Source organism: Psychroserpens sp., assembly GCF_036960315.1.
Taxonomy (GTDB): Bacteria; Bacteroidota; Bacteroidia; order Flavobacteriales; family Flavobacteriaceae; genus Psychroserpens.
Window position 1 is genome coordinate 114,978 of the sequence record NZ_JBALVR010000005.1, and the last position, 21,408, is coordinate 136,385.

The window sequence follows — 21,408 nt, forward strand, 5'->3', positions numbered from 1 at the left end:
GCTCAGTAGTGAGCGTTTTATTATATGCATGCATAAGACTTATGCTAAATTTTCTTCTACTTCAGAGTTGTCAATCAATACTTGACCTCTGTAATATAATTTACCTTCATGCCAGTGTGCTCTATGGTAAAGGTGTGCTTCTCCTGTTGTAGGACACGTAGCAATTGTAGGAACAGATGCTTTGTAATGTGTTCTTCTTTTATCCCTTCTTGTTCTAGATATTTTTCTTTTAGGATGTGCCATTGTATATGTTATTTATCCGTTAATAGTTTTTTTAATGTATTCCAGCGAGGATCTGTTTCCTCAGATGTTTCTTCTTTTTCTTCTAAGTCTTTCGGACTTAACTCTTCTAACTTTTTAAGTATATCTGAGTCTAATGTACCATCTTCAACTCCAGGGTGAATACGTTTAGTTGGCATTGATAATATGATTAATTCATATATATATTGTGCCACAATAATTTCGTATTGTCCATGCGGAATGATTAGGATGTCTTCAAATTCATCATTGTAATCGTCACCAAACTTAACTACCAATTTAAATTCACCCTTAACACTTTGGTCATAAGGTTCATTTGTTAGGTCGCAGTTAACATTTACAATACCTGAAATTTCAAAATACAACTCCAAAAAGGTTGACTTCTTTTCAAGAAGCAACTCTGTTTTAACGTTAACATCATTAAAATCATCATACTCAAAATATTCAAAGAACGCTTTATCAATTTGATAATCAAAATGGTGCTTCCCTTCCTTGAGACCAATAAATGGTATCGCGTATTCCTTTAAAGGCTTCATCATCGCATTCATTTTGAGCCTGCAAATATATAACTTTTAATTAATTAAACTATTCTTATAAACAAAAAATGTTCACAAGATTTATTGTGGTTTTTTAGGTGCTTTTTTTAGAGGATTTTTCGAGTATTCTCCATACTCGTTTCTGTTTCTGAAAATTTGAATCGCCGTAAATACAGCTTCTTTAAAAGAACCATTATCAGCTTCTCCTTTTCCAGCAATTTCAAAAGCGGTTCCGTGATCTGGAGATGTTCTCACTTTATTGAGTCCTGCAGTATAATTTACACCATGCCCAAACGTAATGGTCTTAAAAGGAATTAAACCTTGATCATGATAGGAAGCAATGACCGCATCAAAATTCTTGTAGTTTCCAGAACCAAAAAAGCTATCTGCAGAATATGGTCCGTAAACCATTTTTCCTTTTTCTTTGATTTCTTCTAGCGTCGGTCTCAATATTTTGTCATCTTCTTCTCCTATAACTCCATTATCTCCTGCATGAGGATTGATACCTAAAACCGCAATTCTAGGTTTACTTACTCTAAAATCTTGCTTTAAAGAGTTATAAACTGTGTCAATTTTTTCGTTTATCAATTCGGAAGTAATATGACCAGACACATCTTTTACAGGAACATGATCGGTAAGTAAGCCTACTTTTAAAGCATCAGTAACCATGAACATTAAGCTTTTTCCTCCTAGTTTTTCTGCGAGATAATTAGTGTGTCCAGGAAACTTAAAACTATCCGATTGGATATTGTGTTTGTGTATTGGAGCAGTAACTAAAACATCTATAGCATCATTTTTTAAAGCTTGTGTCGCTGCTTCTAATGATTTTACGGAATACTCTCCAATCTTTATATCTTCTTCCCCGAAATTAATGTTCACATTTTCTTTCCACACATTAAGCACATTGATTTTTCCATCAATAATTTGATCAGTGTGGTTTATTCCATGAAAGTTAATACTACTATCGAAGTGCTTTTTGAAAAAAGACATCACTTTTATGGATGCAAAAATAACGGGTGTGCAAAACTCTAACATGCGATTATCTTCGAATGTCTTTATTGCAATTTCTGAACCGATACCATTCAAATCGCCTATTGAAATACCCAGTTTTATTTTTTTGTCTTTTTCCATTAAGATATTATCTATTGTACGTAATTTTATGGTCACAAATTTAACCAATTATTCGACAATATGTTCACAGGGATTATTGAAGGTTTAGGCACTGTTACGAACCTTAAAAACGAACAGGGCAATCTACATTTAACAGTAGCGAGTCAAATGACTTCAGAATTAAAAATTGACCAAAGCGTTGCTCATAATGGCATTTGCCTGACGGTTGTGGATATTTCTGCAGATAATTATACCGTTACTGCTATTAAGGAGACTATTACCAAAACCAATATTAGCGATTTAAACATTGGTGATGCTATTAATCTTGAACGCGCAATGAAGCTTGGCGATCGATTAGATGGTCATATTGTTCAAGGTCATGTAGACCAAGTGGGAACATGTGAAAACATAAAAGAAGAAAATGGTAGTTGGTTTTTCACCTTTAGTTATGATGATAGCTCTGGAAATGTAACCATTGAAAAAGGTTCTGCAACCGTAAATGGTGTAAGTTTAACCGTTGTCAATTCAGAAAAAAATAGATTTAGTGTTGCTATTATTCCCTATACTTATGAGCATACCAATTTCAAGCATTTTAAAATAGGCTCAAAAGTAAATCTTGAGTTTGATGTCTTAGGAAAATATATTCAAAAACTTCACGAAGCGAGATTATAATTACTTTTTAGAATTATCAATCGTCTTTTTCACCCCAAAGAAAGCTCCTAAAATTAAAGCAATAGTAGTAAACCCATCAATAGGTAAACCTGGAGGTGGTGGAGGCATAGGTGGTGGTGGTTGACCACCTTGAGCTACGCATACAAAACTTATTAATACAAATAAGATCGAGGCTAGGATTTTCTTGTTTTGTATTCTCATTATGGCGTAAATGTATAAAAAAAAGGGTCTCAACAAAATTTAATAGCAAAATAATATCCATAAAACGCAAAAAAAATCGACGAACAGCATGTTTTCGTGATTATTCACTAAATTTATATTAAAATCAAATATATGCTTTTTTACGATAATCAAAAGAAAATCTGAATATTTTTAGTTTTAAATAATTGTTATCATGCATTTTACATAACTACTTACGACAACTTTATCCCTTTGGTTTTATTATTTTTTTAGCTTAAAGTGCTTTTAGCGATGCATTTGGTCTAAAATTTCAATAACCTCAGCTTTTTTCCGTACCGAAACTGGTACGTTTTCTCCGTTTTTAAGCATAAGATATCCTCCATCTGTTTTAATAAATGCGCTAATGCATTGCAAGTTTACTAAATGACTTTGATGTATTCTTAAAAACCCATAAGGTTTCAACATATCTGCAAAATATTTTAAGGTTTTAGTTACAAATATTTTGCGTTTGTCTTGAAGGTGAAACATGGTGTTATTACTATCAGACTCACAACGAACAATATCATCTAAATTGACAATTATAATTTTATCTAACGTATGTAAAGAGATTTTATCAGGTTTTTTTTCTGGTGCGGATAAGGTTTTCTTTAAAATCTCTAAGCGTTCTTTACTTGGTTCAATCTGCTGTTTTGCTCTTTCTATGGCTTGAGTTAATTCGTCATTTGCATAAGGTTTAAGCACATAGTCTATCGCTGCAAATTTGAATGCTTTAATGGCAAATTCGTCACTAGCTGTTACGAAAATTATTTTCGACTTCAAATCTGGAAAGATTTCTAAAACATCAAACCCTGTTCCGTCGCCTAACATAATGTCCAAAAACAAAATATCTGGCTCTGTTTTTCGAAGCGCTTTAGCAGCTTGCACAACACTTTGTGCTGTGTCAATAATTTTTATCTCTGGATGATGGGTTTCAATGTCACTCTTTAAAAGTTGCATTGCATCCAACATATCTTCTACTATAATTGCTGTTAACATAATTAATAATCGGTTTCTAACGGAATTTTAAATACAATAGTCGTACCACCAATTGTTCCATCATTATTCTTTATTTCTTTAATTTCTAAAGCATCTTTACCTGAAATGGACTCTAATCGCTCTCTCGTCACTTTTAACGCCATAGATTGATGATCTGTTTTGGGCTTTTGTTGTTGTGAGCTATAAATCCCAATCCCATTATCTGAAATGGTCACCTTTAAGACGTCTTCAATTGTATCAAACTGAATTTTTAATTCGCCTTCTCGTGGACCTTTTAAAATCCCATGGCGAATGGCATTTTCAACAAAAGGCTGAATGAGCATTGGTGGAATTAATATTTCCTCTGCATCTACATCGGCATTCAATTTGATATTATAGTTAAATACTTTTTCAGTCATCAAACGTTCAACCTCAATATAGTGTTTTAAGGTTTTTATTTCCTGATCTAAACCAATCGTATTTTTTCTAGAATTCACCAAAGTCTCTCTTAACAAGGTCGCAAAGCTATTTACGGTCTCATTCATCTTTTCTGGCTTGGTTGGAGCCATGGCTTTAATTCCGTTTAACACATTAAATATAAAGTGTGGATTCATTTGCAAACGCAATGCTTTTTGCTCTAATGTGAGTAGGTGATTTTCTAGTTCTAAGCGTTCCTTATCTTGTGCATTTTTGAGCTTAATGCGTTTAATGTATTGAAATGCGATTGCTACTAATACTAAAACACCTAAGCCAATGATAGTCCATTGAAACCAACCTTTTTTGTATAACGGACTATCAATATAAAAGGAAAACCGAAGTGGTTCACTCTCTTTCCATCTATGGTTTCTGGATTTCACCATAAAATCATGAGCTCCAAAATTAAGTTCAGAAAAGTCCTGTGTTTCGCTTGTAGACCAAGGGCTCCAATCGTTATCATTTAATCTGTAGCGATACTCAACACCATTAGGATGACCTATATCTACCGTTTTAAATGAAAAGCTAACCTGTTTTTGATCTGGCGTTAATTGCAACACCTTATCGGTATTTGTCCAAGCAGATAGATGTATAGAATCCAAACTTTCATAGGCAACTTTTACATCTTCTAAATAGATGGTTGGCTTTTCGGTTTCTTTATTAGTGTTTGTGGGTTGATATTCTGTAAGTCCGTAGAGCGCACCAAACCACAAATGACCTTTTTCGTCTTTATCTACTGCATTTAAACACGTTTCAATACCCAAAAACCCATCGTTTCTTCCGAAGAAAAAAGCATCTTTAATTTCGTTGTCTTTGTCCAATTCTAACTTGTCAACACCTCGTTCGGTTCCAGCCCAAAGGTAGCCTTGATTATCAAAAATAAGTTGATAGATGTTTTCTGAGGACCCAGTTTTTAAACCTTTCAGTTTTTTGAACGTGCTAAAATCCTCATCATTTGACCACCAAATCCCTTTTCCGGCAGTTCCCAAAAACATCGTATTTTGGTGAAATAAAATGGTGTTAATTGGCACGTTTAAATCTAAAACAACTCCTAAATGAGTGATTTTATCGTTTTGTAAATACCCTAAATGCCCATTTTGAGTAGCATACCAAAGTCTATTTCCGCTGTCTTTCACCAGGTCTTTTAGATACAAGTCTTGGATACCATCATCTGTTCCATACATTTTATAAACTGTTAAACTATCGGTCTTTGCATTGTAATTAAACTTTACAATACCACTAGAATAGGTTGCTGCATAAATGGCTTTTTTATCGCTATATATTTTCCGAATCCAATCATCTGGAAATCCATTGTCAGTATTTAATATTTTGGTAACCTCAACAATTTTAGGAATCGCTTTTTTGCTCCTTTTTAAAATATCGACTGCAAAAGAATCTATACTTACTTTTCCTCGGAATAATAATCCGCGACCATCAGATCCGGCCCAAATATTTCCGTTTTGGTCACTTGTAATGGTTTTAATTTTCACCTCGGAAAATGCTTCAGGAATCTCGATATCGTGAATACCATAGTTATCGATTCGCATTAATCCTTTTTCAGAATTGGAAATCCATATGGCATTGTCAGCATGGTGAACCGCATAAATACGATTTCCATTAAGCCCTGTTTCAGTATTAAAATGTTTGAAGTTATTCTGAAAGTACTTATACAAACCACCACCTGACGTTGCAATCCAAATGTTAGACTGACGATCTTGAAGTACTTGTTTCACATTAGGAACCGAAAGTCCATTAGATCCATCAAGTGTAAACAATTCATTATTCGTTTCGGTATCAATAACAGAAACACCACTATTATCTGTCGCTATCCACAATTGATTGGTGTTCAATATCGACGCACTGTTTATACGCAAGGGCTCACGAATTAAAATTCGGTTATCAAAATCATCAGATTCAAACACCAAGGTACCATCATTAAAAGTAGAGGCAATGATTTTGTTGTTATGAGCAACTAGGGCTTTAAAGTTGCCTCGTTCCAGTTTTTGAATATCTTCAGGGTTAGATAATGGCCCTTTAAACCCCCACAAACCATCTTGCATAGCTAACCAATAATAATCATTATAGGCTATTAAATCGTTTATTTGGAGGTCGTCAATTTCGGGATGCAGTACCACTTTTTCCACGGAAAAATCGTCTTGAACCTTAAAAACACCTGCTTTAGTCAATAAAAAGATTTGAGAATCAATTTGACAAATCTTATTGATTTCAGGTGTTTCAACATTTAAAAACTTGTTTTTAAGTTTAATTGACAATCCGCGTTTTGTACCTAAATACAGAGTGTTTCCAACTGTTTTTAAAGCATTAATATAGTTGGATGCTAAGCCATGACTTACATTAAACACTTTAAATGTATTGCCGTCAAATTGAGCTAAACCACCACCTTGTGTGCCTAACCACAAATACCCTTTTTCATCTTGGGTCATTGCATACACTTGGGATTGGGGTAAACCATCTTCAAGCGTAAATGCTCTCAATTGTTTGTTTTGAGCGTTGAGTGTTAGTGTTATTCCGAAGAAAACAACAAAGAGGTTATATGTGGTTTTTAATTTCAATTTAGGTCATATTATCTTATTGCAACTTACAATTTTGAACGCAGTTTTTTGACTTCAAGTATATTGTTTTTTATGAACGGCAAAAAGCGCTGTACTCTCAAGGATATACAGCGCTCAAAACATGAATCACAACATCAACTAATTATCATTATTGTTTTCTATTGGTTATCAAGTTCGCAAGAGAAAGCGTAGTTCGTTTTTGCGAATTTTACTTCTTCTAGAGCAACAAGGCTTTTTGTTTGCATCAACTTATTGTCTTTAAATACGATATATGATTTGTTATCTGTAGTCTCGCAGCTTTCACCTTCATTACTACATAATGTTATTACATCTGTTCCGTATGTGTTGTCTTTCTTTTCTATTAAGCTCACTAAATCATGCCTTAAGGTTTCAGACTTTACGAAGATTTTGTCGATCTCAGTACCATTTCTAACGGCTCTTATCTGGAAACGCTTATACCCTTTATAATCAACTCCTGCTTCACCAAACACGAATTTAATTTCTGGGTTTATTTGGCTCACCATTGTCTTCTGTGAGACGAGTCCGCCCCAAATCCATCCTACTTGAGGTCCCATTTTTATTTTGTAAAATCTACTGGTTACACCATTAATAGTTTGAGGTATTTCACTTTTTGCTAATAATCTTACATTAGTGCCAATATTAATCGTTGCTACTTTTTCGCAGTGTACAGAAGCACAATCTCTCATCGCTACATCGTCACCTAATAGATATTGAGACGCTTTAGCTGCCGAATTGGTATAAACATCAAACTCTACTTCTTTTGTTTGAGCGTAAATATCTGATGCGATAAATAGCATTGCCAAAATCATTACTGCTTGAAAGAGTTTAGATACTGTTGTTTGTGGGTTTTTTTCGCTTTTGGTGTTCTTTAAAGTTTTCATAGTATTTTGTTTTATGGGTTTATAATTTACACCACTTATAGTTGAAATTCATTTTCTTTATCAACAAATCGAAACTATAATTGGTGTCTGATACTTCAAAGATATCTTGGTATTAGAGTAAAATTTGGGTGCTTCTAGAATTCGTTAAGGATGGTTTAGAATTCGTAGATATTTCGCTTTTTATGCATTTGAAAAACCCTTAAATGACATATATAAAATATTCATCATATCTTTAGATACTACTAACAAAAGCTAACCACATGAAAACTATTAAAATCATTCTCTTCTGCATCCTAATGCTTCCTTTTTCCAGTCATAGTCAAAAACGAAATAAGAAGGCTAGCACATCAACGACTACAGTAGAAGACAGTCTTTTTCATGGCTTAAAATGGCGGAATATTGGTCCGTTTAGAGGCGGAAGAAGTGTTGCTTCAACTGGTGTTATAGGTCAGCCTCAAATCTATTATATGGGTTCTACAGGTGGAGGGGTTTGGAAAACTACAGATGCAGGAATCACTTGGAAAAACATTTCAGATGGTTTTTTAAAAACAGGTTCTGTTGGAGCTATAGCCGTTTCAGAAAGCGATACTAATATTATCGTTGTTGGTATGGGAGAACATGCAGCAAGAGGCGTAATGACTTCAATGGGAGATGGTGTATACAAGTCTATGGATGCTGGAAAAACTTGGACGCATTTAGGTTTAGAAAAATCACGCCATATTTCAGATGTTATTATCCATCCTACAAATCCAGATATCATTTATATAACCGCTCAAGGCGCACAATATGCGTCATCAAAAGAACGAGGTATTTATAAAACTTCCGATGGCGGGAAAACTTGGAAAAACATACTATACATAGATACAATTACTGGAGCCTCTTCATTATCTATGGACATGAATAATCCTCGCATTTTATATGCTTCTATGTGGCAACATCAACGTTATCCATGGTATATGGAATCTGGTGGAGAAAAATCAGGTTTATACAAGTCTATTGATGGTGGCGATACATGGGAACAATTAAAGGATGGGCTTCCAGAAGATTTCGGGAAGTCTGGAATTTCGGTATCGCGAGCAAATTCAGAACGTGTTTTTGCGGTCATTGAAGCCGAAGGTAAAAAAGGAGGTGTTTACCGTTCTGATGATGCTGGGAAGTCATGGAAACAAATTAATGGCAATCGTGTCAATATTGCGCGTTCATGGTATTATATGGAGCTTTTTGCTGATCCGCAAAATGAAAATATTGTTTATGTACTGAATGCGCCTGTGATGAAATCAATCGATGGTGGGAAAAGTTTTAGCAATGTTCCTGTACCTCATGGTGACAACCACCATTTATGGATTAATCCGAATGACAATAACAATCTCATCAATTCTAATGATGGAGGTGCCAATGTGTCGTTTAATGCTGGAAAAAGCTGGAGTACACAACGAAATCAACCAACCTCCCAGTTTTATCGTGTAATAACCGATAATCTTGTTCCTTATCATGTGTATGGTGGTCAGCAAGATAATTCGGCTATCGCTATTGCAAGCAGAACCAATGATGCTGGAATCGATTGGAAAGATTGGCATTCGGTTGCTGGTGGTGAAAGTGCATTTATTGCTTTCGATCCAAACAGTCCTGAAACCGTTTATGGAGGAACGTATCAAGGTAATATTAGTAAGTGGACCAAAAGTTCTAGAGAACAAAAATCAATCAAAGAATATCCAGAACTAGGTTTAAGTATTGCGCCTAAAGACTCTAAATATCGGTACAACTGGAATGCACCAATTATCTCTTCTCCACATGACAGAAACACGATTTATCATGGAGGAAATGTGGTTTTTAAAACAACTGATGGAGGAATTAATTGGACTACTGTAAGTCCAGATCTTACTAAAAACGAAAAAGACAAACATGGTTCAGGTGGCGGTCCATATACTAACGAAGCTGCAGGAGGAGAAAACTATAATACACTGACCACTTTGGTAGAATCTCAGCATGAAAAAGGTGTGCTTTATGCTGGTAGTGACGATGGTTTAGTTCATATTACAAAAAACGGCGGACAAACCTGGCAAAATATAACACCAAAAGGTTTGGCCGATGGTATTGTTAACAGCATTGATATTTCAGAACACAATCCTGCCACGGCATACATTGTGGTTATGCGATATAAATCTATGGACTTGAATTCTCATATTTTCAAAACTACTGATTACGGACAAACATGGACTAAAATCGTAAACGGACTTGATGATCCTAATGGATTTACTCGCGTGGTTAGAGCTGACAAAAAACGAAAAGGATTATTATATGCGGGAACAGAAACTGGTTTATATCTCTCTCTAGATGATGGGTTGCATTGGCAAGCATTTAAACTGAATCTTCCTGTAGTTGCCATCAATGATTTGATTATTCAAGATAACGATTTGGTAGCCGCAACATCTGGTCGTGGCTTTTGGATTCTAAGCGACTTGGGTGCGCTCCAAAGCATGAGTTCGGATCAAAAAGAATTAAACATTTTTCAACCTAAACCAACGTATCGCATTTTTGGTGGCACATCTAAAGCAACTGGACAAGGCTTAAACCCCAAAACCGGAGTTACTTTTGATTATTACTTAGATAGAGATGCAGATACATTAGATTTAAAACTTGAAGTGCTTCAGGATTCTAAGGTTATTCGAACTTATACTAACAAAAAACCTAAAGATTTTGCCTTGTGGCCTGGCGGACCATCAGCGCCACAAGTATTACCTTCAAAAAAGGGCTATAACCGATTTACTTGGGATTTTAATCGCGAAGCACTTCCATCAATAAACAAAGTTTTCGTTTTTGGCGGCCATAGTGGTTCAAGTGTAGCTCCAGGAATATATACCTTAAGATTAACACTTGAAAACAGCTCTTCTAAAACTGAGGTCACTATTTTACCAAACCCATCTGTAAAATCAACACCTCAAGATTTTGGAGAACAACAAGAGTTATTAGTTACTATTGAAAATACAGTTAGAGAAATTCATGAATCTGTTAATCAAATGCGATCTGCAAAAAAACAGCTTAATAATTATGCCTCGCTTTTAGAAGACAACGAAAACGCTAAACCACTTTTAGATAAAGGAGGCAAATTAATTGAACGCATAAATATTTGGGAGGAAAACCTAATTCAAGCCAAACAAAAAACCTTTCAGGACGTCATTAATTTTAATAATATGTTCAACTCGCAACTCATGCAGTTATTGGGTTACATAGATCAAGCAGACCCAAAAGTTACGAAAGGCGCTAAAGAACGGTTTGATGATTTAATGAAAGATTGGCAAGTATATAAAAACGAGCGTGATGCTATTATTACAACTGAAATGAGTGCTTATAATAAATTGCATAAATCACTAGATATTCCAGCATTGATTATTGAGGATTAATACTAAAAACAAGCCTTACAGTATTTTAAGGCTTGTTTATTGAAATTTATCTACCATATACCAACTGTCGCTTCATTCTATTATTTTGAAGCAGCTGATTTCTATTTATAGGTGTAGATAAAGCCATTGTTAAATAGGTATCAAAACGTTTGTCCACTTGTTTCTGAATGTGTCGCATCAACTCATCAAGTTGTTCTTTATTAGTATCGAATAATTTTGAAAAACGGCCTTCTAGTTTCAAATACTCTTGAATGCTTATAGAAGGAACATCAGAATCTAATTGTAATGTGTTTAGGTTTCCTTCTCGTCGTGGATCACTTCTATACAGTAACCATTGTCCCGAATTCACAGCCGCTTTGTGATACTGACTTGGGTTTTTCATATCAATACCATGTGATTTACTATGACTATACGCGATAATTATTGAAGGCCCATCATAGTTTTCGGCCTCTATAAAAGCTTTTAATGTTTGCTCTTGATTTGCTCCAATAGCTACTGATGCGACATACACATCACCATAAGTCATGGCCATTAAGCCTAAATCCTTTTTTTGTTTTGACTTTCCATTAAAACCAAATTTCGTTGCTGCTCCATATGGTGTTGCTTTAGACATTTGTCCGCCAGTATTTGAATAGACTTCATTATCTAAGATCAAAATATTTACATTTTTTCCAGAAGCAATCATATGATCTAGTCCTCCAAAACCAATATCATAAGCCCAACCATCTCCACCAACGCACCACACACTTTTTTTAACTAAACAGTCAGTTACTTTTAGAAGTGCTTCTGCTTCTTTTGAATTTATTGTGTTCAAGATATTTTTTAGCTCCTTAACGCGTTTTCTTTGCTGAATAATTTCTATTTCGGTATGCTGCTTAGCAGAAATAATATCATGAACCAAATCAAAATCTATGGTGTTCATCATCTCTTTAAGTAATCGCTTTGCCTCAATCTCTTGTTGGTCTAAAGACAATCGAAAACCTAAACCAAATTCGGCGTTATCTTCAAATAGTGAATTTGACCAAGCAGGTCCGTTTCCTTGTAGGTTTTTAGACCATGGTGTCGTTGGCAGCGCTCCTCCAAAAATAGAACTGGCTCCAGTGGCATTCGCTACCAATAAGCGATCTCCAAATAATTGTGATAATAATTTTAAATAAGGTGCTTCGCCACACCCATCATCACCCGTTGCGTATTTAAATAAGGGTTCTTGTAATTGTTGCTCACTTACTTTTGTCACATCTAATTTAGCGCGATTAAATTCCGGTAGCGATTTAAAATAGCTCCAATTATCGTCTTTATTATGTTTGTTTTCAACCATTTCAAGTGCGCTCACATCACAAGCCTCTACACAATTGTTGCATCCATTACATTGGTTGCTATTCACTTGAATGCTAAAATTCATGAGGTCAAATTCTTTTGAAGCTATTGCATCAAAACCTGATGGTGCCTGTTCTAACCCTGAATCGTTAAAGACTTTCATTCGAAGCGCGCCTAGAGGGCAAGCCATACTACAAGCACCACATTGAATACAAGCGTCTGGATTCCATTCGGCTATCATTTCAGAATTTCTATTGGGATTGTACTGAGATGTATTCGTCTGAAATGTACCATCAACAGGAATATCACTAACCAATACAGGATAGTTTTTTCCACCTAATAATTTCCCCAAAAGCGTTGATTGAAAATCAATATCATCAATTATTTCTCTACTGAAGTTCGCTTGTTCCGTAGTATCCACTTTAATAATTTGCGTATATAATTCGATTAAATTATTAGAATACACAAAACCATTATTAAGGAATAGAAAACAAGCATCAAAAGCTGAAATTTTCTCTTTTCCCATGCTATAACTTGCTTTTAAGTTTTTGACATTAACGATGTATAATAAAAGGTTTTTTTTAATAATCCCTTTTTGTGTGTTTGCTGAAAGTGTTTGCCAAAATGCTTTCGACGAAAATGAAGAGTTAACCAACAGGGTTCCGTTTGGTTTTAGGCTATCTAGTACGTTGTCTTTTTCAGTGAAGTATACATTTTGGCAAGCAACAAAATCAGCTCTAGAAATTAAATAAGGCGCTTTAATGGGTTTGGTATCAATACGTAAATGATGGACTTGTCTTGATTCTGATTTTTTATAGTCTAACTCGGTATAAAACTGCACATAGTTAGGCCCTTTGTCGCCTATGTATTCAGATAAGCTAGCAACCTCAGCTCCTTCAACGTTTGATTTTTCGCCATAAAACAATGCTTGAAATGCACTAGTTTCTAATTTAAAGTCCTTGTTGATAGGTAAACTCAAATGAGTGATGTCGTCGTCTATTCCAATGGTAAAGTTATTTTGTGGTTTGGTGCTTTTTAAATTATCAAAAATAGCATTGACCATTGCTGGTGTAAATTCTTTTGATGATAGGCCATAACGACCACCAATAACGTTAGGCAATGTCTTTAGTTCGTTATTTTGAAACGCTTCAAAAACCGATTGACTCACATCTAAATATAGAGGTTCGCCAGATGCTCCTGGTTCTTTTGTTCTGTCTAAAACGGCAATTGATTTGCATGAGGTTGGCAAGGCTTCAATAAGATGCTTTGTGCTAAAAGGTCTAAATAGCCTCACTTTTATAAGTCCGTATTTTTTCCCTTTGGTATTTAATTCCTTAACTGTTTCCTCAACTGTTTCAGAAGACGAAGCCATGGTTATGATAATATGTTCAGCTTCTGGATGACCTATATAGTCAAAAAGTCGATATTGTCTTCCGGTTAAACTTGCAAACTCATCCATTTTTGTTTGAACAATTTCCGGGCAAGCATAATAAAATGAATTTATAGCTTCTCTACTTTGAAAAAACACATTGGAACCTTGAGAAGTACCTCTCAAAAAGGGGTTATTAGGGTTTAAGGCTCTATTGCGATGTGCGTCGATCATATTCAAATCTATCATTTTTGAAATCGTATCATCAGAAATCATTTCAATTTTAGACGTTTCGTGGGAGGTTCTAAATCCGTCAAAAAAATGAACAAATGGAATTCTTGACACTAATGTGGTTGCTTGAGAAATTAAAGCAAAATCATGGGCTTCTTGAACAGATGCAGCGCCAAGCATTGCGTATCCAGAACTTCTTATAGCCATAACATCACTATGATCACCAAAAATTGATAACGCATGTGTGGCAATACTTCGCGTTGCCACATGAATAACATTTGGTGTCAATTCTCCTGCAATTTTATACATGTTTGGCAACATTAACAACAAACCTTGTGATGCTGTGAATGTTGTTGACAATGAACCTGTTTGAAGCGCTCCATGCATTGCACCAGCAACTCCAGCTTCGCTTTGCATTTCAAAAACTAAAGGGTTTGTACCAAAACTATTAGATTGTCCTTTTGCACTCCATTCTTCTACTAATTCAGACATTTCAGAAGCGGGTGTTATTGGATAAATAGGAAACACTTCATTGGTTCTATAGGCAATATGTGCTGCCGCTTGATTTGCGTTAATGATGCTATGTTGTTGTGGTTTCATTGTTGGTATAAAATTGTCATTAATTATCAATTTTTGAATCGTCTTCTACTTTGCCACTTTTCTCCTCTAGAACATTTAATGCATGAATACAGTCTTCCTGTATATAGGTTTTCCATATTTGAAGCGAGTGATGGCGCTATTTTTAAAGTTGTCATAATTGTTGATTTTTTGAAAAAAGGCTACTCCAATTATTGGAGTAGCCTTTTTCAGTTAATTTTACTTTACAATTTCAATTGAAACTGGAGTTGGATTTGTAATCATATCGAATACAGGTGAAAACTTTGCTAAATTTTCAAGTTGTTCTGCAGACGCATCAGACTTTACTTTAAGTACCATTTTGATACCATCAAATCCTTTGCGTACTTCTGGATCTAGCCCTAGGAAACCGTGTAAATCTACACCTCCTTCTAAGGTAGATGATATACTATCAATGTCAATCCCATTTGCTGCAGCATGATAAGTCATTGCTGCTGTTAAGCAAGAACCTAAAGCGTGTAACACAACCTCTGGCGGTGTCGCTGCTTTGTCTTCACCTAATAATACATTTGGGTGATCACATTCCATAGTGAATGTTTCTTGACGAGATTCGTCTTCTGCTCCTACACCATAGAATCCTTTGATGCTAGTGACGCAATGTCCTCCTGTAATCCAGTCATTTTTAGATCTGAATTGGAACTTTGCTAATTCTGGATTTGTTTGTACTGCTCCAATAGTGTCTACTAATTGGTCTACGTTTACTCCGTTTTTAATGTTTGCTGTTGTAATCATTGTTTTAAAATTTATTTGTTAAACATTTTATTTGACTGACATTAAGCCAAACGCATGCCAAACATATTAAAGCATTGATTTACAATATATTATATATAATTTGAGCGCTTCGTGTTATAACGAGATTTCGTTAGTTAACGATTTTAAGTAAACAATTTAACGGGATCTCGTTAATTACACAGGTCGATGTATGCCAAAAGCCTTAATTTTTGACGCTAAAGTAGTTGCTGGTATTTGAAGTAACTCGGCAGCACCATGTTTTCCGGAAATCTTCCACCGTGTAAGTTTAAGGGCTTTTAAGATGTTTTCTTTTTCGAGGTTTAGAAGTTCTTTTCCCGTGTGAATTTTTTCATGTTGCGTTTCTTGAAACACAGGTTCGTTATTAGTTGTGCTAGGGATAATAGCTTCCCAATTTATGACTCCATTTTGCGAAATAATAATAGCACGCTCAATCAGGTTTTGTAGTTCACGAACATTTCCTGGCCAAGAATAAGCTATTAAAAGTGATTTATCGGCTTTGGTTAGTTCTACCATCGGTTTTGCTAGCTTGTTAGAAAACTGTTGTATCATTTCATTGGCTATAATATAGATGTCATTCCCACGCAATCGTAAAGGCGGGACAATAATAGGGAACACATTCAGTCTATAATATAAATCTTCTCTAAACTTGCCTTCGTTAGAGTGTTGCAATAAATCTTGATGTGTAGCTGCTATAATACGCACATCGACCTTTATAGTCTCGGAACTTCCCACGGCTTCAAATTCGCCTTCTTGAATGATCCGTAATAATTTAGGCTGAAGATTAATAGGCATCTCGCCAATTTCATCTAAAAAAATCGTGCCCTTATCTGCTAATAAAAAACGTCCTTTTCTATCTGAAGTTGCGCCAGTAAAGGCTCCCTTTTTATGACCAAACAATTCGCTTTCGATTAAGTTTTCTGGAATCGCACCACAATTGATTCTAATTAAAGGCTTGTCATTTCTGTTACTGGCTTTATGTATTGCTCTGGCAACTAACTCTTTTCCTGTTCCTGTTTCCCCATTAATCAAAACACTCGCATCTGTAGTTGCCACTTGCTCTATAAGATTTAGTACATTCCGCATACTTTTATCTTCAGCAATAATACCATAGTCACTAGTAAGCTCCTTGATTTCTTCTTCTAAGTACTGAGTTTGCTTGGTTAAAAAACTAATTTGATCTTCAGCTTCAAGACGTTCTTCGATATTCCGAAGAATTAAGGTATAAAAGGTTTCGGCTTCGTTTCCATACTTGCTAATAGTTCCTTCATTTAAAGTTTCAGTATCATCAGACCCAATTACTTTAACAACATTAGGCAGATAATTATTAATTGCTTTTTTATCGTCTTCCAAACCTTTATTAACCAAGGATTCTATAATATTAGCGCTGTCTTCATCAAAAAAGTACAGCACATTGCGCTGTAAAGCATCGTCATTTTCTAATAGTTTATTAGCCGAAGGGTTTGTGAGCACTATTCTGAAATTACTATCAAACATAACGATGGCATCCATAGCTCCTTCAATAAGCCCTTTCATTTTAGAGTTTGCTAACTCTAATGCTTGCTTAGAGTTAGATAAATTCTCTTGTATTGCGTCGATATTTCTATGTCGCTTTATTAAAACAGCTAGGATACCTAATGAAAAACCACTGTCCCTAGACATAATGTCCAAAAAGCGATGGCGCTCTATTTTTAAAACGACAGTCTTCTCCAAAGTACTAACAGAAGCTGAGCGTTTTTTATCATCTATAAGCGCATATTCACCAAAACAATCGCCTTTAATCATGGTACTAAAAACATAATTATTCTCATGAATTTTCACACTACCTTTAAGAATAACGTACATTGAATCGCCTTCTTCATTCTTTTTGAAGATGGTTTCGTTTTTCCTAAAAGTGACTTCTTCTGCGCTTTCACACAAATGTTTTAATGATGGCTTAGAGACTTCAGAAAAAAAGGACACGTTCGATAAGAAGTTAATTAATGTACTTGTTTCTTTTTTAGCCATAATAATGTATGATAATAGTGTTAAAGATATTAATTATTATACCATCACAAAAACCGTTTTTAACTACAAACTATTTTTAATTAACTTTGGTAAACAACAATCTAACCCACTTCAATGTCAAAAGAAAGACTTCTGGCTGCAATCATGTTCACTGACATCGAAGGCTATACTACTTTAATGGGTCATGATGAAGAAAATGCGTTTAACATACGCGAACGTCATCGCAATACGTTTGACTCTACTACCAAAGCATTTAATGGCAGGATTATTCAATATTTTGGCGATGGCACTTTAAGTATTTTTACTAGCGCCGTAGAAGCGGTTAAATGTGCCATAGAGCTTCAAAATGAATTCCTTATAGAACCTATGATTCCTGTTCGTATTGGAATTCATGTTGGTGATATTATATATTCAAGAGATGATATTCTGGGTGATGCTGTAAATGTGGCTTCACGAATCGAATCTTGTGCTGTACCAGGAAGTGTATTGGTTTCTGACAAAGTCCATGATCAAATTAGAAACCACCAAGACATCAAGGCGCAGTTTTTAGATGCTTATGAGTTAAAAAATATTGATGACGCTATACCCATATTCGCTATAGCTAACAAGGGATTAATAGTCCCAAAACGCGAAAACATTAAGGGGAAATTAAAAGCGACATCAAATGACACCAGTAAAACTATTACTAAAAAGAAGGCTTTAGTTTTAGCAACCTTTGCACTTGTAGTTTTGTTTTCCGTCTTTTTATTCTATCCATACTTCATTAAAAATGATCTACCCTCAAAAGAGTTATCTATTGCTGTTTTACCTTTTGATAACCTGAGTAATGACAATGATTCTGAGATTTTTAGAGACGGAATTACCGAAGACATCTTAACACAATTATCTAAAATTAAAGATTTACATGTGATTTCCAGAACTTCGGTCATGCAATACAAAGGCACTGAAAAAACAATTCCTGAAATTGCTAAAGAATTAGGTGTGTCATATATTTTAGAAGGAAGTATTCGCAAATATGGTGACGCTATTAGAATTACTGCTCAATTAATTGATGCGACTTCAGACGAGCATTTATGGTCTGAAAACTATGATAAAACATTAACCAATATTTTTAGTTTACAAACCGAGGTCTCTGAAGAAATTGTTGATGCCTTACATCTTAATCTGTCTTTTGAAGAGTTGCAAGGATTAACTGTTATTCCTACTCAAAACATTGAAGCCTATAAGTTGTTTTTAAAAGGTAGAAATGAAGCTGATAAACGAAATAAAGAAAGCTTAGCCGAAAGCATTTTACTTTATAAGGAAGCTATTGCATTAGACCCAAACTATGCGGTTGCCTATGCAGAAATTGCAAACTCTATATATTTAGAAACCTATTATTCAAGAAGAGACCCAGAAGAAGCTTCTCAACTTGCAAATGAGTATCTAGATAAAGCAGAAAAAATTAATGATAAAATATCTAGAATATATTCTGTTAAAGGGCTTATAAATAATATTGAAGGAAAACACAAAGCTGCAGATATTGCTTTTAAAAAAGCCATTAAATTATCACCAAACGACTTAACAGCAAGACATCAATATTCAACTTACTTTTTTTATACGGGACAATATAAAAAACAACTGGAACAAGCAGAAATCGCTTATCGTTTAGACCCGTTTTCATTTCCAACGGCCAATAGTTACTTTAATGCGTTAACAGCAAACGAAGAATTTGAACAAGCAGAAGCCGTTATGGATAAAATACAAAGTAGAGATGATGATAGCAATCAGTTTGTTATTAATAGATCATACTTTAGGCTATTTATGGATCAAAAAAAATTCAAGAAAGCTATACCATATTTGGAGCAAATGGTAAAAAAGGAAAATGTTTTTAATCGCTTTTTAGGTTATTGTTATGTCAAAACTGGCGACACGCTAAAAGCTCATAACGTTTTAGATTCTATTCGCAAAAATGGACATCCTAGAGAAAAAAGTCATCAATTAGCTGTTGTTTTTGCTGGTTTAAAAATGAATGATAGTGTTTTGTTTCATTTAGACTCAATAAGAAACAAACAAACTAGAACCTTGAAAAGAGAGCACGACGAGTTTTTTGACTACTTAAAAGACAATAAACAGTATCAAGCTATTTTAAAATCTCATGGGATTGAGTAAGCTTACCATGCAATTCTTCCCTTAATATGTAACAATGTGGTTTGAAAGTCTTTCGTTATTCCTTTCCCATTTTTCTAAATCCATAAAACAATACCACGCAACAGATTAATAATCCAGTAATAGCCGGTATCAATATTGATGTTCCCGATTCTCCAGCATTTTGAATACTCCACACTATTTTTCCAGTCGCTATTAATATTAAAACACTTAGTCCCATTCTCAAATTTCGTTTCCAAAAAGAAAGTCCTAATAGAAAAAAAGACACGGGAATGGTAAACGTCATCATTATTTTTTTGATATCCCATTCTCCATAGAGATAGGTTTTTTCAAATTGAAGAAATGTTTTCACTTGATCACTAATAACTTCCGGTATAGGAAACCAAAACATACTTGTAAACAAGCAAAATAAAGTTATAGCCATTCCAGACCAACTGCGTTTATAAGCAAAAGAACAAAAGGGTATTAAAAATAGGGGTCTTATATACCAACTCCACTGGTTATGATGCCTGTCAAACACCCATTCGAAAAACGACTTATTTGTCATTACTGTTAGAATAAACAAAAGTGTTAGCGTAAAAAAGAGTATAGAAGCCTTATGATCTTTGTTTAGTTTTTTCATTTTTTTTAAAGGAATGTCCTCCGTTTATATAGGCGTAGAACACTATATCAAATTATGATGTAAATCATTAATGGCTTCAGTTATAGACGAACCATAACCACGAGTGATTTCATAACCATCAGCATCGACTAAGGTCACGATATGTTCATCACTTTGATGCTCAAATTTTAAATGCTCAAATTCCATGACACTAACCAATGTTGACTTCATATTTAATTGTAACCCTTTCATTGTCTTTTTTTTTACATTTCATCTCAAAAAAGGAAAACCCAACCCTCCAACATCTGACTTAAACAAACTGCTATCAATCATCAAAATCGTCATCATTTGAAAAGGGTTGGCTAACCAACTAACTACTTATGTTATTGAAATGTGTAAGTTATCTTAACTACTTCTGTTAATCTGAAATAGCCAAAAGCATCATTCTCTCTATTTAGTTCATTAATACAATTACCTTTTAAAGGCACGGGTATGGATCCGAAGGGGTTATCTACGGCATCAAACTGCGTAATAAGCAGACTTATGTATTCAAAATATTGCTTAGAAATGCCATAAAGTTCAAGGTCTACAACATCTCCCGCTTTGTATTCCTCTTGATTAATGTCTTCATCTTCATCACGTTCATAATACAGATTAATTAAATTACCATCGACAAATTCGTCTTTGATATCAAAAAGTGCAGGTAATGCATCTGCCAGTTCTTGTATTTTAAGGAAGTAGTAATTTTCTTCATTTGCAGGATCTTGAAAATCGAGATTAATTTCTAAAACATCACTTATCCCCTTATCTGTAGATTGATATACTTCTTCAATATCAACAACTGAAGTTAATGTTTCAGTTGCTGTATACGTTTCGCCTTCGTAAACCACTTCTAAGGTGTAAGATTGTCCCATTTGTGGTATAAAATTGCTTGTTGTATAACTTCCGTTATTTTGATCTACAAACATAAATTGTGAGCCGTCATTATCATTAGTTATAATGACTGAAGCTCCTAGAGCAGGATCAAATTCTTGATCAAAAAACGGCGTTGATGTGCTCAACTTTACCGTTTGATTGTTTCCTATAGTTCCCTTTTCCCAATCTATAGAGGCCTCTATTACTAATCTAGATACTGCTTCTGGGACGTCTACATCTATGACATCTGTACATGATATAAATATTAAACTTGATAGTATTGTTGCTATTATAATTCTTGAAATCGTTCTCAT

At 34.6% G+C, this 21,408-nt stretch carries 17 protein-coding genes; 3 read left to right on the forward strand and 14 right to left on the reverse strand.

Annotation, left to right across the window (positions count from 1 at the left end; all coding sequences use genetic code 11):
* Positions 1 to 39: 39 nt before the first annotated feature.
* From rpmF to pdxA, 3 genes are all read right to left on the reverse strand, one after another.
* Positions 40 to 243, reverse strand: a complete 204-nt coding sequence (gene rpmF, locus V7719_RS10235; protein WP_335729808.1) for a 50S ribosomal protein L32 — start codon at positions 241 to 243, stop codon at positions 40 to 42.
* A gap of 8 nt (positions 244 to 251) precedes the next feature.
* The gene (locus tag V7719_RS10240) at positions 252 to 794 is read right to left on the reverse strand and encodes a YceD family protein (RefSeq protein WP_335729995.1); all 543 of its coding nucleotides are present in this window, start codon (positions 792 to 794) and stop codon (positions 252 to 254) included.
* Positions 795 to 875: 81 nt separating this feature from the next.
* Positions 876 to 1,925: a 4-hydroxythreonine-4-phosphate dehydrogenase PdxA gene (gene pdxA, locus V7719_RS10245; protein WP_335729809.1), complete on the reverse strand. Its 1,050-nt coding sequence runs from the start codon at positions 1,923 to 1,925 to the stop codon at positions 876 to 878.
* 60 nt (positions 1,926 to 1,985) lie between these two features.
* Here pdxA and V7719_RS10250 point away from each other — a divergent pair, with 60 nt between their 5' ends.
* Positions 1,986 to 2,576, forward strand: coding sequence for a riboflavin synthase (locus V7719_RS10250; protein ID WP_335729810.1), 591 nt, complete (start codon positions 1,986 to 1,988; stop codon positions 2,574 to 2,576).
* Here the strand turns inward: V7719_RS10250 and V7719_RS10255 are convergent, their stop codons facing one another.
* The 4 genes from V7719_RS10255 to V7719_RS10270 all read right to left on the reverse strand — a co-directional run bounded on the left by V7719_RS10255 (position 2,577) and on the right by V7719_RS10270 (position 7,719).
* Entirely contained in the window at positions 2,577 to 2,777 is a 201-nt protein-coding gene (locus tag V7719_RS10255; RefSeq protein WP_335729811.1) for a hypothetical protein, read from the reverse strand.
* Between the two features lie 264 nt (positions 2,778 to 3,041).
* A complete protein-coding gene (locus V7719_RS10260; RefSeq protein WP_335729812.1) occupies positions 3,042 to 3,791 on the reverse strand; it encodes a LytR/AlgR family response regulator transcription factor in 750 nt (249 codons plus the stop codon).
* Positions 3,792 to 3,793: 2 nt separating this feature from the next.
* The gene (locus V7719_RS10265; RefSeq protein ID WP_335729813.1) at positions 3,794 to 6,817 is read right to left on the reverse strand and encodes a sensor histidine kinase; all 3,024 of its coding nucleotides are present in this window, start codon (positions 6,815 to 6,817) and stop codon (positions 3,794 to 3,796) included.
* A gap of 158 nt (positions 6,818 to 6,975) precedes the next feature.
* A complete protein-coding gene (locus V7719_RS10270) occupies positions 6,976 to 7,719 on the reverse strand; it encodes a hypothetical protein (protein WP_335729814.1) in 744 nt (247 codons plus the stop codon).
* 260 nt (positions 7,720 to 7,979) lie between these two features.
* On the opposite strand from V7719_RS10270, the gene V7719_RS10275 reads away from it, so the two are divergent.
* Entirely contained in the window at positions 7,980 to 11,120 is a 3,141-nt protein-coding gene (locus V7719_RS10275; RefSeq protein ID WP_335729815.1) for a VPS10 domain-containing protein, read from the forward strand.
* A gap of 46 nt (positions 11,121 to 11,166) precedes the next feature.
* On the opposite strand, the gene V7719_RS10280 is transcribed toward V7719_RS10275, so the two are convergent.
* From V7719_RS10280 to V7719_RS10295, 4 genes are all read right to left on the reverse strand, one after another.
* Positions 11,167 to 14,637 carry a thiamine pyrophosphate-dependent enzyme gene (locus tag V7719_RS10280; RefSeq protein WP_335729816.1) on the reverse strand — a complete coding sequence of 1,157 codons (3,471 nt, stop codon included), beginning with the start codon at positions 14,635 to 14,637 and terminating at the stop codon, positions 11,167 to 11,169.
* 26 nt (positions 14,638 to 14,663) lie between these two features.
* Positions 14,664 to 14,792 (reverse strand): hypothetical protein, encoded by a 129-nt coding sequence (locus tag V7719_RS10285; RefSeq protein WP_335729817.1) that lies wholly within the window; start codon positions 14,790 to 14,792, stop codon positions 14,664 to 14,666.
* A 61-nt stretch (positions 14,793 to 14,853) separates the two neighbouring features.
* Positions 14,854 to 15,405 carry an OsmC family protein gene (locus V7719_RS10290; protein ID WP_335729818.1) on the reverse strand — a complete coding sequence of 184 codons (552 nt, stop codon included), beginning with the start codon at positions 15,403 to 15,405 and terminating at the stop codon, positions 14,854 to 14,856.
* Between the two features lie 174 nt (positions 15,406 to 15,579).
* Positions 15,580 to 17,430 carry a sigma 54-interacting transcriptional regulator gene (locus tag V7719_RS10295; protein ID WP_335729819.1) on the reverse strand — a complete coding sequence of 617 codons (1,851 nt, stop codon included), beginning with the start codon at positions 17,428 to 17,430 and terminating at the stop codon, positions 15,580 to 15,582.
* 114 nt (positions 17,431 to 17,544) lie between these two features.
* On the opposite strand from V7719_RS10295, the gene V7719_RS10300 reads away from it, so the two are divergent.
* On the forward strand, positions 17,545 to 19,581 hold the full coding sequence (locus V7719_RS10300) for an adenylate/guanylate cyclase domain-containing protein (protein ID WP_335729820.1): 2,037 nt from the start codon (positions 17,545 to 17,547) through the stop codon (positions 19,579 to 19,581).
* A 55-nt stretch (positions 19,582 to 19,636) separates the two neighbouring features.
* Here V7719_RS10300 and V7719_RS10305 read toward each other — a convergent pair whose 3' ends face one another.
* From V7719_RS10305 to V7719_RS10315, 3 genes are all read right to left on the reverse strand, one after another.
* Positions 19,637 to 20,200 (reverse strand): hypothetical protein, encoded by a 564-nt coding sequence (locus tag V7719_RS10305; protein ID WP_335729821.1) that lies wholly within the window; start codon positions 20,198 to 20,200, stop codon positions 19,637 to 19,639.
* A gap of 42 nt (positions 20,201 to 20,242) precedes the next feature.
* Complete coding sequence (locus tag V7719_RS10310; RefSeq protein WP_335729822.1) at positions 20,243 to 20,431, reverse strand: hypothetical protein; 189 nt, start codon at positions 20,429 to 20,431, stop codon at positions 20,243 to 20,245.
* A 131-nt stretch (positions 20,432 to 20,562) separates the two neighbouring features.
* Entirely contained in the window at positions 20,563 to 21,408 is an 846-nt protein-coding gene (locus tag V7719_RS10315) for a DUF4249 domain-containing protein (protein ID WP_335729823.1), read from the reverse strand.

Excerpts from the sequence above, each read along its gene's own strand:
- V7719_RS10295 (WP_335729819.1), bottom strand. The coding sequence starts at position 17,430 with ATGGCTAAAAAAGAAACAAGTACATTAATTAACTTCTTATCGAACGTG.
- V7719_RS10250 (WP_335729810.1), top strand. The coding sequence starts at position 1,986 with ATGTTCACAGGGATTATTGAAGGTTTAGGCACTGTTACGAACCTTAAA.
- pdxA (WP_335729809.1), bottom strand. The coding sequence starts at position 1,925 with ATGGAAAAAGACAAAAAAATAAAACTGGGTATTTCAATAGGCGATTTG.
- V7719_RS10285 (WP_335729817.1), bottom strand. The coding sequence starts at position 14,792 with ATGACAACTTTAAAAATAGCGCCATCACTCGCTTCAAATATGGAAAAC.
- V7719_RS10260 (WP_335729812.1), bottom strand. The coding sequence starts at position 3,791 with ATGTTAACAGCAATTATAGTAGAAGATATGTTGGATGCAATGCAACTT.
- V7719_RS10280 (WP_335729816.1), bottom strand. The coding sequence starts at position 14,637 with ATGAAACCACAACAACATAGCATCATTAACGCAAATCAAGCGGCAGCA.
- V7719_RS10270 (WP_335729814.1), bottom strand. The coding sequence starts at position 7,719 with ATGAAAACTTTAAAGAACACCAAAAGCGAAAAAAACCCACAAACAACA.
- rpmF (WP_335729808.1), bottom strand. The coding sequence starts at position 243 with ATGGCACATCCTAAAAGAAAAATATCTAGAACAAGAAGGGATAAAAGA.
- V7719_RS10300 (WP_335729820.1), top strand. The coding sequence starts at position 17,545 with ATGTCAAAAGAAAGACTTCTGGCTGCAATCATGTTCACTGACATCGAA.
- V7719_RS10310 (WP_335729822.1), bottom strand. The coding sequence starts at position 20,431 with ATGAAAGGGTTACAATTAAATATGAAGTCAACATTGGTTAGTGTCATG.
- V7719_RS10255 (WP_335729811.1), bottom strand. The coding sequence starts at position 2,777 with ATGAGAATACAAAACAAGAAAATCCTAGCCTCGATCTTATTTGTATTA.
- V7719_RS10305 (WP_335729821.1), bottom strand. The coding sequence starts at position 20,200 with ATGAAAAAACTAAACAAAGATCATAAGGCTTCTATACTCTTTTTTACG.
- V7719_RS10315 (WP_335729823.1), bottom strand. The coding sequence starts at position 21,408 with ATGAGAACGATTTCAAGAATTATAATAGCAACAATACTATCAAGTTTA.
- V7719_RS10290 (WP_335729818.1), bottom strand. The coding sequence starts at position 15,405 with ATGATTACAACAGCAAACATTAAAAACGGAGTAAACGTAGACCAATTA.
- V7719_RS10240 (WP_335729995.1), bottom strand. The coding sequence starts at position 794 with ATGAAGCCTTTAAAGGAATACGCGATACCATTTATTGGTCTCAAGGAA.
- V7719_RS10275 (WP_335729815.1), top strand. The coding sequence starts at position 7,980 with ATGAAAACTATTAAAATCATTCTCTTCTGCATCCTAATGCTTCCTTTT.